The sequence below is a fragment of the Mycobacterium sp. genome, assembly GCF_019243155.1.
GTDB lineage: Bacteria > Actinomycetota > Actinomycetes > Mycobacteriales > Mycobacteriaceae > Mycobacterium.
The window spans coordinates 1-10,533 of sequence record NZ_JAFAUS010000265.1 but is presented as its reverse complement, the minus strand read 5'-3'; the positions used below and the strand labels follow the sequence as shown (position 1 = coordinate 10,533).

The 10,533-nt window shown below is 65.5% G+C and carries 10 protein-coding genes and 1 pseudogene; 4 read left to right on the top strand and 7 right to left on the bottom strand.

The genetic code is table 11. From position 1 onward, the window contains the following. Together JOZ00_RS13035 and JOZ00_RS13030 are read left to right on the top strand one after the other, a co-directional pair. A partial coding sequence (locus JOZ00_RS13035) for an acyl-CoA dehydrogenase family protein (protein ID WP_293344370.1) occupies positions 1-423 on the top strand: 423 nt, incomplete at its 5' end. Beyond that, positions 420-1,586 (top strand): pyridoxal phosphate-dependent aminotransferase, encoded by a 1,167-nt coding sequence (locus JOZ00_RS13030; RefSeq protein ID WP_293344369.1) that lies wholly within the window; start codon positions 420-422, stop codon positions 1,584-1,586. The genes JOZ00_RS13035 and JOZ00_RS13030, both read left to right, overlap by 4 nt. 5 nt (positions 1,587-1,591) lie before the next feature. On the opposite strand, the gene JOZ00_RS13025 is transcribed toward JOZ00_RS13030, so the two are convergent. Then, on the bottom strand, positions 1,592-2,422 hold the full coding sequence (locus JOZ00_RS13025) for an arylamine N-acetyltransferase (RefSeq protein ID WP_293344368.1): 831 nt from the start codon (positions 2,420-2,422) through the stop codon (positions 1,592-1,594). A gap of 146 nt (positions 2,423-2,568) precedes the next feature. Between JOZ00_RS13025 and JOZ00_RS13020 the strand changes: the two genes are divergently transcribed. Continuing rightward, the gene (locus JOZ00_RS13020) at positions 2,569-3,072 is read left to right on the top strand and encodes a hypothetical protein (RefSeq protein WP_293344367.1); all 504 of its coding nucleotides are present in this window, start codon (positions 2,569-2,571) and stop codon (positions 3,070-3,072) included. 85 nt (positions 3,073-3,157) lie between these two features. Here JOZ00_RS13020 and JOZ00_RS13015 read toward each other — a convergent pair whose 3' ends face one another. The 6 genes and pseudogenes from JOZ00_RS13015 to hsaA all read right to left on the bottom strand — a co-directional run bounded on the left by JOZ00_RS13015 (position 3,158) and on the right by hsaA (position 9,317). Then, on the bottom strand, positions 3,158-4,018 hold the full coding sequence (locus tag JOZ00_RS13015; protein WP_293344366.1) for a CHAD domain-containing protein: 861 nt from the start codon (positions 4,016-4,018) through the stop codon (positions 3,158-3,160). Positions 4,019-4,080: 62 nt separating this feature from the next. Next, positions 4,081-5,689 (bottom strand): annotated as a pseudogene (locus JOZ00_RS13010) (FMN-binding glutamate synthase family protein). Positions 5,690-5,789: 100 nt separating this feature from the next. After that, positions 5,790-6,353, bottom strand: a complete 564-nt coding sequence (hsaB, locus tag JOZ00_RS13005) for a 3-hydroxy-9,10-secoandrosta-1,3,5(10)-triene-9,17-dione monooxygenase reductase subunit (RefSeq protein ID WP_293344365.1) — start codon at positions 6,351-6,353, stop codon at positions 5,790-5,792. A 2-nt stretch (positions 6,354-6,355) separates the two neighbouring features. Beyond that, positions 6,356-7,258, bottom strand: a complete 903-nt coding sequence (gene hsaC / locus JOZ00_RS13000; protein ID WP_293344364.1) for an iron-dependent extradiol dioxygenase HsaC — start codon at positions 7,256-7,258, stop codon at positions 6,356-6,358. Further along, positions 7,255-8,133, bottom strand: a complete 879-nt coding sequence (gene hsaD / locus JOZ00_RS12995) for a 4,5:9,10-diseco-3-hydroxy-5,9,17-trioxoandrosta-1(10),2-diene-4-oate hydrolase (RefSeq protein ID WP_293344363.1) — start codon at positions 8,131-8,133, stop codon at positions 7,255-7,257. Before hsaD ends, hsaC begins: the two co-directional genes overlap by 4 nt. Then, on the bottom strand, positions 8,133-9,317 hold the full coding sequence (hsaA, locus tag JOZ00_RS12990) for a 3-hydroxy-9,10-secoandrosta-1,3,5(10)-triene-9,17-dione monooxygenase oxygenase subunit (RefSeq protein WP_293344362.1): 1,185 nt from the start codon (positions 9,315-9,317) through the stop codon (positions 8,133-8,135). Before hsaA ends, hsaD begins: the two co-directional genes overlap by 1 nt. A 157-nt stretch (positions 9,318-9,474) precedes the next feature. On the opposite strand from hsaA, the gene JOZ00_RS12985 reads away from it, so the two are divergent. Further along, positions 9,475-10,533, top strand: a 1,059-nt coding sequence (locus JOZ00_RS12985) for a ferredoxin--NADP reductase (protein ID WP_293344361.1), incomplete at its 3' end; no start/stop codon positions are given.

Below are 10,533 nucleotides of genomic sequence, written 5' to 3'. Positions count from 1 at the left end.
GGCATCGCCGACAGCGCGGCCATCCTGCTGGCCGCCGAGCAGATCGGTGCCGCCGAACGCTGTTTGGACCTGACCGTCGAATACGCAAAGAACCGCGTGCAATTCGGCCGGCCGATCGGCAGCTTCCAGGCGCTCAAGCACCGGATGGCCGACCTCTACGTCGTCGTCGCCGCGGCCCGAGCCGTCGTCAACGACGCGTGCGACGACCCCACTCCCACCAACGCCGCCACCGCGCGCCTGGCCGCCAGCGAGGCGCTGTGCAACGTGGCGGCAGAGGGCATTCAGCTGCACGGCGGCATCGCCATCACGTGGGAACACGACATGCACCTGTATTTCAAACGCGCGCACGGCAGCGCGCAGTTGCTCGAATCTCCGCGTGAGCTGGTTGGGCGACTCGAATCCGAGGTACTCAAGACGCCGTGACCGACCACGTTTCGCTGCGATCTGGCGTCCCGCCGTTCTATGTGATGGACGTCTGGCTGGCCGCCGCGGAGCGCCAACGCAGCCACGGTGACGTGGTCAACCTGTCGGCCGGCCAGCCCAGCGTGGGAGCACCCGAACCGATCCGCGCGGCCGCGGCGGCGGCCCTGCACGACAACGAACTCGGTTACAGCGTGTCGCTGGGTATCCCCGAGCTGCGCGCGGCCATCGCCGCGGACTACCAACGCAAGTACGGGATCGACGTCGAATCCGATGCCGTGGTGATCACCACGGGATCGTCGGGCGGTTTCCTGCTCGCCTTTCTGGCGTGCTTCGACGTCGGCGACCGGGTGGCGTTGGCGAGCCCCGGCTACCCGTGCTACCGAAACATCCTCTCGGCATTGGGCTGCGAGGTGGTCGAGATCCCGTGCGGGGCGCAGACCCGCTTCCAGCCCACCGCCGCGATGCTCGCCGACCTCGATCCGCCGGTGCAGGGCGTCATCGTCGCAAGCCCCGCCAATCCCACCGGGACCGTCATAGAACCTTCGGAGCTGGCCGCCATCGCCACCTGGTGCGAGGAATCCGGAGTGCGGCTGGTTAGCGACGAGGTCTACCACGGCCTGGTCTACGAGGGGGCTCCCCAGACCAGCTCCGCCTGGCAGACATCGCGAAATGCCGTCGTGGTCAACAGCTTTTCCAAGTACTACGCAATGACCGGCTGGCGGCTGGGCTGGCTGCTCGTGCCGCCCGAGCTGCGCCGCGCGGTGGATTGCCTGACCGGCAACTTCACCATCTGCCCGCCGACTCTGTCGCAGATCGCCGCGGTGGCGGCGTTCACCCCGGAGTCGACGGCCGAGGCTGACAGTCACCTGCACCACTACGCGACCAATCGCGCGCTGCTGCTCGAGGGGCTACGCCGCATCGGCATCGACCGGCTGGCCCCGACCGACGGCGCGTTCTACGTGTACGCCGATGTTTCGGAACTCACCAACGACTCTCGCGCGTTCTGCTCAAAGTTGCTGGCGGACACCGGCGTTGCGATCGCTCCCGGCATCGACTTCGACACCGAGCGCGGCGATTCGTTCGTCCGGCTCTCGTTCGCGGGACCGACGAGCGACATCGAGGAGGCCGTCAAGCGGATCGGCTCCTGGCTGTCCGCCGACTGACGCGATCAAACCTCGAAGGTTTGGCCGAGACGGGCCTCGAGCGCGGCACGCTCGCCGAGATCGCCGACGTTGACGCCGAACCGGTCGCCCAGGACGTCGACGACAGACGCGGCGTCGGCGAGGCGGGTCTTCTCGCTGCCGTCGGTGCGGTGGATGGTCAGGTCGCGACCGGCCAGGTTCAGGCGGCCGTCGTCGACGACCAGGGCGGCCATCAAGCTGGTGACGAAAAACGACGATGGGTTCGTTGAGACGTACCAGCTGCCGACTTTCAGATCGATCGCGGGCGCGGTCCGTGTGCAGAATTCGTAGAGCGGCTGCCACTCGCCGCGTAGCTGGGACTGTAGGACCAGCCCGTCGCCGCGGTCCTGCAGCCGGTAGGGCTCGTGCGTGGTCTGCTGGACGGTCCCGGTTTCCATCCGGAGTGCAGAGGTGGGGGTCTGGCCACCGAAGCCGACGTCGACCAGGTACGAACCCGCGGAGCCGGGGAACGTCACTGCCAGCACCGTGTGCGTCTGCGCCGGTGTGGGCGCGTCGGGTGGCTGCATCCACACCACCCGGCCGGCCAACCGCCGCACCCGAAAGCCGATCTCGGTCAGCACATAACCCATCAGGCCGTTCTGCTCGTAGCAGTAGCCACCGCGGCGCCGGTGAACGAGCTTGTCAGAAAGGGCCTCTGGGCTCAGGTCGCCGACCGGTCTTCCCATCAGCGGATCGAGGTTCTCGAACGGGATCGACTTGGTGTGGGCGGTCGTGAGGGCTTGCAACACATCGAGGGTCGGTTCCGCCGGCCCCGCGTAACCGACGCGTGCAAAGTATCCAGTCAGGTCCAGTGCCATATGGCCATTCTGGCCGAAGCCCCTGGCATCCCTGGCATGACCGAATTCTCGGAGTTGCCAGCAGCCGATCAGGTGTTTGATTTCTGTCGAATACGGGGAATCGGTATGAACGATCGGGCCGGCACAAGCAAATACCGAACTACCCCATGGAGCTCACCATGAGTACCAGCAATGTCGTCTGGATTGCGGTGGCCGCGATAGCGGCGATCCTGTTGGTTGTCGTCTTGGTCGTCGCAATCAACGGAGCGAAGAATCGCCGGCGGAGGCGGCAGGCCGAAGAGATCCGTGAACAGGCCAAACTCGAAAGCGCCAAAGTCGAACGGCGTGAAGCACTCGCCTCGGAAACCGCCGCCAAGGCACGCGCCGCGCAGGCGGAGGCCGAAGCCAAAGCCGCGGAAGCCGCACGACTGCAGAATCGGGCCGCCTCCCATCAAAGCGAAGCGGAAACGTCTCGCGAGCAGCTCCAAGAACAGTGGGAGCGTGCCGACACCCTCGACCCGAAAGCCAAGGGCGGCGCGCACGAGGCTAAGGACCCATCCGCATCCGAGCAGGCGTGGAGTGGAGAGCAGGTGACCGATGTCGGGCTCTCCGGGCGCCACACGCCGGCGGACTATCGCGATGCGGACAACCGTCCCGCGCAATCCAACTGATTTTTGTCCGAAAAGACCCGATGGTCCGCCCCCTCAACGGTCCGCCCCCTCAACGGGCCATCGGGTCTTCTTCGTAGCCCGGGTTCTAGAGCTGCCGCGCCTCTTGCCGGGACTGACGCGCAAGCTGCTGTTCGTGCGCGTACAAGAGGCCGAAGGTAAAGCCGTTCTCTCCCACCGTGGTTCCGGCCGTCACTCCGATCCGGCGGAGCGTTTCAGCGCCGACCACGGCGTCTTGATGGTCGCCCAGCAGGCTTTGTATCTGCTTGTACTGCTTGATAGTTCGTTTCGCGCGAGCGCCCTGCCCCAGGGATTCGCACAACTCAGCCGCATAACGGGCGCGCTTGGCCGCTTTGCGCGCCCGGTGCAGCATGGCGTCGTCCGCCGATTCGAGCGCCTCGGCCAACCGCCGGTCCGCCTTGCGCTGTGCGCGCCGCGCTCTCTGCCGCAGCGTTCCGCTCGTGACGGCCCCTGCGGCCGGCGGCTGGGCGCGCCAACGCCGCAGTATCGTCAAGATGCTCTGGTAACGCGCGGACCCCATTGCCTCGGCGATGCCTTCGCGCGCGGGGAATTCGATCGCGTTGAGGTACTCCTCGATCCGAGACCTGACCGGACCCAAAACCAGTTCGTCGGGCATGCCGTCAAGCACATCGGCGAAGTGGCTGCGTTGCACCTGGCAATCCCGAACATCACCGAGCAGTCCTGCGAACCACTTGAGTTCGGCATCCATGTCGCCGATTTCCGCCGTGTCCAGCACCTTGGCGAAGATGCGCAGCGTGCTGCGCAACCGCCGGATCGCAACCCGGGTGTCATGGATGGTGTCGTCGTCTTCGCCGTGACGCAAGGCGATGTCGCCGGCCTCTATTCCATCGATCTGTGCGTTGAGGTAGTCGACCAGCGCCCGTGTGCCCCGGACTGTGGGGATCAAAGTCGGTGCAGCCGAATGCATAGATCCCGAATTTCCCACAAGGGCGGCCGTGAAACATCGGGGGCGACGCTGCAGCGCTCGATCTAGAGGCTAGAGGGCCGCACAGTGCCGACGGGAGCAAACGAGTCGGGGTCGGCGAGTTCCCAATCCGATCGCCAGTTGATGGGTGGATGATCGAGGAGCGCTCCGGCCGGAAGCCATTCGTAGAGTTCGGCATAGGAACGTTGCTCGGTGGCCGACACGCGTTTGCGCAGCATATGTGGATTGAGCTGCGACGGATCGGAAGCGCCCATTGAAGCCATCATCAGCATCGCCTGTGCGACGGTCGCGCGCTGGTAGCGGTACACGCGCTCACTTTTGTCGGCGACATCGAGCGCGCGCGCCCGGCGCGGGTCCTGGGTGGCGACCCCAACCGGGCACCGGTTGGTATGGCAACGCTGGGATTGGATGCAGCCCGTTGCCATCATCATCGCCCGCGCGGAGTTCGTGTAGTCCGCACCCTGGATAAGGCGTTTGACGATGTCGTTTCCCGTTGCGACCTTGCCGCTCGCACCGATCCGCAACTTGTCCCGCAGGCCGGTGCCCACCAGGGCGTTGTGCACGGTCATCAAGCCGTCGGTGAGCGGAAGGCCAACGTGGTCTTCGTATTCCAGCGGCGCCGCGGCGGTGCCGCCTTCGGCGCCGTCGACGATGATGAAGTCGGGGGTCACCCCTTCGGCGAGCATCGCCTTGCAGATAGCCAGTACGTCAACGCGGGAACCGACACATAACTTGAAGCCCACCGGTTTGCCGGCGGCCAATTCGCGCAACCGCGCGACGAAGCCCATCAGTTCGCGCGGCGTGTGAAACGCCGAGTGTGCTGCAGGGCTGACGCACTTTTCGCCGAGCGGCACGCCGCGGTATTCGGCGATCTCCTTGCTCACCTTGGCGGCCGGCAGCACACCGCCGACGCCGGGCTTGGCGCCCTTGGCTGAGCTTGATCGAAATACACTTGACCAGATCGTGAGCGGCCTTGTCCGCGAACTGATCTGGATCGAAGGAACCATCTTTGCGTCGGGTACCGAAATAGCCCGACCCGATCTCCCACACCACGTCGGCGCCGCCGAGGTGATAGGGAGTCAACCCACCTTCCCCGGTGTCATGGGCGAAGTGACCCTTGCGCGCGCCGTTGTTCAACGCGCGCAATGCGTTTGAAGACAGCGAACCAAAACTCATCGACGAGATATTCAGCAGCGCCATCTCATAGGGCTGCTTGCAGTCAGGGCCACCGACACGCACCCGATATGGCTCCGGGGGAGGTTCGAACGGCGCCATCGAATGAACCAAATACTCATAGCCTGGCTCGTCGATGTCACGCTCCGTGCCGTACGACATTTCGGCGGCCACGCCTTTGGCGCGCTCGTAGATCAACGAGCGGACGTCTCGGTCGAATGGCCGCCCGTCGAAGTTGCGCTCGATAAAGTACTGCTGAATTTCCGGGCGCAACGCCTCCAACAGAAACCGCATATGCCCGAGGACCGGATAGTTGCGCAGGACGGAATGCTTGCGCTGAACCAGGTCGTAAACGCCCACCACGGCGAAAACGGCCACCACCGCTGCGAGGATCCACCAGCCCGACGATCCCGCGATCGCCAGGACCACCGATGCCGCAGCGGCAGCGACCAGCAGCGCGACACATGCGAATCGAATCAATGGACGAACTCCGTCTCGCCGGGCCGAGGTGGCTGGTTGATCTCGCCGTATTACATACCCGGTGAGTCAACCGTGACACGGACCCCGGTCCACAAGACGGCTACAGCCAGGTGTCCTGCGTGGTGGTCGTCAGGAACGCCTCCAGGTCGTCGCGCCACTGGGCGGGCGTGGTCTTGTCCGGTTCGATGCCGGTGTAGTCGCCGCGGTAGAACAGCAGCGGTCGCGGCTTGATCTTGGGCGCCTCGGACAGCGACTGGACGGCACCGAACACCACGAAGTGGTCACCGCCGTCGTGCACCGACGCCACCGCGCAGTCGATGTAGGCCAGGGACCCGTCGATGATCGGCGAGCCGAGTTCCGAGAGGTGCCAATCGATACCGGCAAACTTGTCCGGTTCCTTCGATCCGAATCGGGCCGAGACATGCTGCTGATGTTCGGTCAGCACGTTGACACAGAACCGGCCGCTTGCCTCGATGGCCTTCCAGGAGCGCGACACCTTGGTCGGGCAGAACAGCACCAGCGGCGGATCCAGCGAGAGCGCCGCGAACGACTGGCACGCGAAGCCGACCGGAACGTCGTCGTGCACGGTGGTGATGATGGTGATCCCGGTACAGAACTGACCCAGCACCTGCCGGAAGGCTCGCGGATCGATCGGCGCCGACATGTTCAGCCCTTGAAACCGACGCTGAAGTCGTGGCCCCACAGGCTGATCGCGGTGCTCTCCCGGGCGATCCAGTCGTCGTCTTCGACTTGCCTTCCCTCGCAACCGAACTCGACGTCGAATCCACTGGGCGTCTTCATGTAGAAGGACAGCATCAGGTCGTTGACGTGGCGCCCCAGGGTGGCCGACATCGGTACCTTCTTGCGCAACGCGCGATCCAGGCACAGCCCGACGTCGTCGGCCTCTTCGACCTCGACCATGAGGTGCACGATGCCGCTGGGGGTCTGTCCGGGCATGAAGGCCAGGCTGTGGTGACGCGGGTTGCAGCCCAGGAACCGCAGCCAGGCCGGCGGGCCATCGGCGGGGCGGCCCACCACCTGCGGCGGCAGCCGCATCGAGTCACGCAGCTTGAAGTCCAGCACATCCCGGTAGAAGTGCAACGTCTCTTCGTCGTCACGGGTCGTCAGCACCACGTGACCCAGGCCCTGCTCAGCGGTGACGAACTTGTGCCCGTAGGGGCTGACCACACGGCGGTGCTCCAGCGCGGCGCCATGAAAGACCTCTAGGCAATTGCCGGACGGGTCGGAGAACCGAATCATCTCGTCCACCCGGCGGTCGGCCAGTTCGGCGGCGGTGGCCTCCTTGTAGGGCGTGCCCTCCACGTCGAGCCGGTTCCGGATCTCCTGCAGGCCGGCCGCGTTCGCGCATTCCCAGCCGGCCTCGATGAGCCGGTCCTGCTCGCCGGGGACGATCACCAGCCGGGCCGGGAAATCGTCCATCCGCAGATACAGCGCGCCTTCTCCTACGCCCTTGCCCTCAACCATGCCAAGGACTTTCAGGCCGTACTCGCGCCAGGCCGCCATGTCGGTGGCCTCGATACGTAGGTAGCCCAGAGAGCGGATGCTCATCGCGCGCCTCCCAGGAAATCAATAGTGAGCCTGTTGAACTCGTCGAACTTCTCCACCTGCGCCCAATGCCCACATTGCCCGAACACGTGCAGCTGCGCACGCGGAATGGTCTTCAGTGCGACCAGCGCGCCGTCGAGCGGGTTGACCCGGTCTTCCCGGCCCCAGATCAGCAGTACCGGCTGGCGCAGCCGGTTCACCTCGCGCCACATCATGCCGAGCTCGAAATCGGCTCCGGCGAACGACATTCCCATTGCCCGGGTCGCGGCGAGGGACTCCGGCGTGCTGGCCAACTCGAACCGTTGCTCGATCAGTTCCGGGGTGATCAGCTTCTGGTCGTAGACCATGACGCGAAGGAAAGCCTCGAGGTTCTCCCGCGTGGGCTCGGCGGAGAACTTGCCGAGCCGTTTGACACCCTCGGTCGGGTCCGGCGCGAACAGGTTGACACTCACACCGCCCGGCCCCATCAGCACCAGGCGGCCGGCGTAGTCCGGGTAGTCGAGCGCGAACCGGACCGCGGTGCCACCCCCCAGCGAATTGCCCACCAGCGGAACACGTCTGAGGCCCAGATGGTCGAAAAAGCCCTTGAGCGCCCGCGCCGCGTAGTGGTTGAACTGCCCGTGCTCGGCCCGCTTGTCGGAGTGGCCGTACCCGGGCTGATCGACGGCCAGCACATGGAACTGCTCGGCGAGCACCGGGATGTTGCGCGAGAAGTTCGTCCAACTCGCCGCCCCGGGGCCGCCGCCGTGCAGCAGCACCACCGTCTGTTCGTTGCCGACACCGGCCTCGTGGTAGTGCAGCTTCAACGGGCCGTCGACGTCGACCTCGGCGAACCGCGAAGTCGATTCGAAGGTTATCTCTTCGGTCGCCGAGGTCATCAGACCATCGTGTCGCCGGGGGGCAACCCGAACTCGTGGTTCCCGAAGATCTGGTAAGCCCGCTCGGGGTCGTTGGCCGCGTGCACCCGGCCGGCGTGTGCGTCACGCCAGAACCGTTGCACCGGTTGGTCATTGCCCAGGGCGGTGGCGCCGGACGCCTCGAACAGCCGGTCGATCGAGGAGATCGCGCGCCCGGTGGCGCGTACCTGGTCACGACGTGCACGGGCGCGCAGGTCGAACGGGATCTCCTTGCCGGCGGACAACAGCGCGTACTCGTCGGCGACGTTTCCGCTCAGCTGGCGCCATGCGGCGTCGATGTCGCTGGCCGCCTCCGCGATGCGAACCTTGGCGAACGGGTCGTCCTTAGCCTTCTCACCGGCGAACGCCGCGCGTACCCGCTTGCCCTGATGCTCCACGTGGGCGTCGTACGCGCCGTAGGCCATGCCGACGATGGGCGCCGAGATGGTGGTGGGATGCATTGTGCCCCAAGGCATTTTGTAGACCGGGGCGGTGTTGTTCTGGTATCCGCCCGCGGTGCCGTCGTTCATCGCCTTGTACGACAGGAAGCGGTGCCGTGGCACGAAGACATCCTTGACGACGACGGTGTTACTGCCGGTGCCGCGCAGGCCGACCACGTGCCACACGTCGTCGATGCGGTACTCGCTGCGCGGAATCAGGAAGCTGCCGAAGTCGACCGGGCGGCCGTCCTTGATCACGGGACCGCCGAGGAATGCCCATGTGGCGTGGTCGCAGCCCGACGACCAATTCCACGATCCGTTGACCAGGTAGCCGCCGTCGGTCACGACGCCGGCGCCCATCGGGGCGTACGACGACGAGACCCGGATCTTGGGGTCGTCGCCCCAGACCTCCTCCTGGGCCTGCTGGTCGAACAGCGCCAAATGCCAGTTGTGCACGCCGATGATCGAGCTGACCCAGCCGGTGGAACCGCAGGCGCTCGCCAGCCGCCGCACCGCCTCGTAGAACAGCGTGGGATCGCACTGCAGACCGCCCCACTGCTCGGGCTGCAAGAGGGTGAAGAAGCCGACGTCCTCGAGCTGCTGAACGGTCTCGTCGGGCAGCCGGCGCAGGTCCTCTGTCGCTTGAGCGCGCTCTGCAATCTGCGGCAGGAGATCGTCGATGCCGGCCAAAACCGACTGCGCGTCGCGCTGTTGAATGGACGTCACTTAAGTTTGCCTCCTGGGCCAGACTTACACAGTGGACTTACACCAGAGACTAGAACACGTTCCGATTTGTGTCGAGCAGGGTATTCCTGCGGCTGGTAGCGGTAGGAATCCACTTTTCTGTAACATGTTCTAGTTGTGCTGAAAGGAAGGACGGGCCTTGACCGACGTCAATTCCGACGAGCCGCTCGGTGACCACGTCCTTGAACTGCAGATCGCCGAGATCGTCGCCGAGACCGACGACGCGCGCTCGCTGGTGTTCGCCGCGCCGAACGAGCAGGGGGATCCCGACATCCCTCCCGAGCGGCTGCGCTACGCGCCTGGCCAGTTCCTGACGCTGCGCATCCCCAGCGAGCGCACCGGGTCGGTGGCCCGCTGCTACTCGCTGTGCAGCTCACCGTTCACCGACGACGCGCTGACCGTCACGGTCAAACGAACCGTCGACGGCTACGCGTCCAACTGGCTGTGCGAAAACGCCCACAAAGGCATGCGCATCCACGTGCTGGCCCCCTCGGGCAACTTCGTGCCCAAGACGCTCGACGACGATTTCCTGCTGATGGCCGCCGGCAGCGGGATCACTCCGATCATGTCGATCTGCAAATCGGCCCTGTCCGAGGGCAGCGGACAGGTGACGCTGATCTACGCCAACCGCGACGACCGCTCGGTGATCTTCGCCGACGCGCTGCGCGAACTGTCGGCCAAGTATCCCGACCGGCTGACGGTGGTCCACTGGCTGGAATCGCTGCAGGGACTGCCGAGCGTGGCCGCCCTGGCCAAGCTGGCCGCCCCGTTCACGGATCGGCCGGTGTACATCTGCGGGCCCGGCCCCTTCATGGAGTCGACACGCGAGGCGCTGGAGTCACTGAAAGTGCCTGCGCCGCAAGTGCATATCGAGGTGTTCAAGTCGCTGGACTCGGATCCGTTCGCGGCGGTCAAGATTGAGGACACCAACGAGGGAGACGAGCCGCCGGCCACCGCGGTCGTCGAACTGGACGGTGAAACCCACACCGTGTCGTGGCCACGCAACGCCAAGCTGCTCGATGTGCTGCTGGCCAAAGGTCTTGACGCACCGTTCTCCTGCCGTGAGGGTCACTGCGGCGCGTGTGCGTGCACCCTGCGCGGCGGCAAGGTGAGCATGGAGGTCAACGACGTGCTCGAGCAACAGGATCTCGACGAGGGCCTCATCCTGGCCTGTCAATCTCATCCCGAATCTGATTCG

Bases quoted from the DNA above. Each gene is read 5' to 3' on its own strand.
- JOZ00_RS13015 (WP_293344366.1), bottom strand. From the start codon at position 4,018: ATGCATTCGGCTGCACCGACTTTGATCCCCACAGTCCGGGGCACACGG.
- JOZ00_RS13025 (WP_293344368.1), bottom strand. From the start codon at position 2,422: ATGGCACTGGACCTGACTGGATACTTTGCACGCGTCGGTTACGCGGGG.
- hsaC (WP_293344364.1), bottom strand. From the start codon at position 7,258: ATGAGCATCCGCTCTCTGGGCTACCTACGTATCGAGGCCACCGACATG.
- hsaD (WP_293344363.1), bottom strand. From the start codon at position 8,133: ATGACCTCGGCGACCGAAGAGATAACCTTCGAATCGACTTCGCGGTTC.
- JOZ00_RS13020 (WP_293344367.1), top strand. From the start codon at position 2,569: ATGGAGCTCACCATGAGTACCAGCAATGTCGTCTGGATTGCGGTGGCC.
- hsaB (WP_293344365.1), bottom strand. From the start codon at position 6,353: ATGTCGGCGCCGATCGATCCGCGAGCCTTCCGGCAGGTGCTGGGTCAG.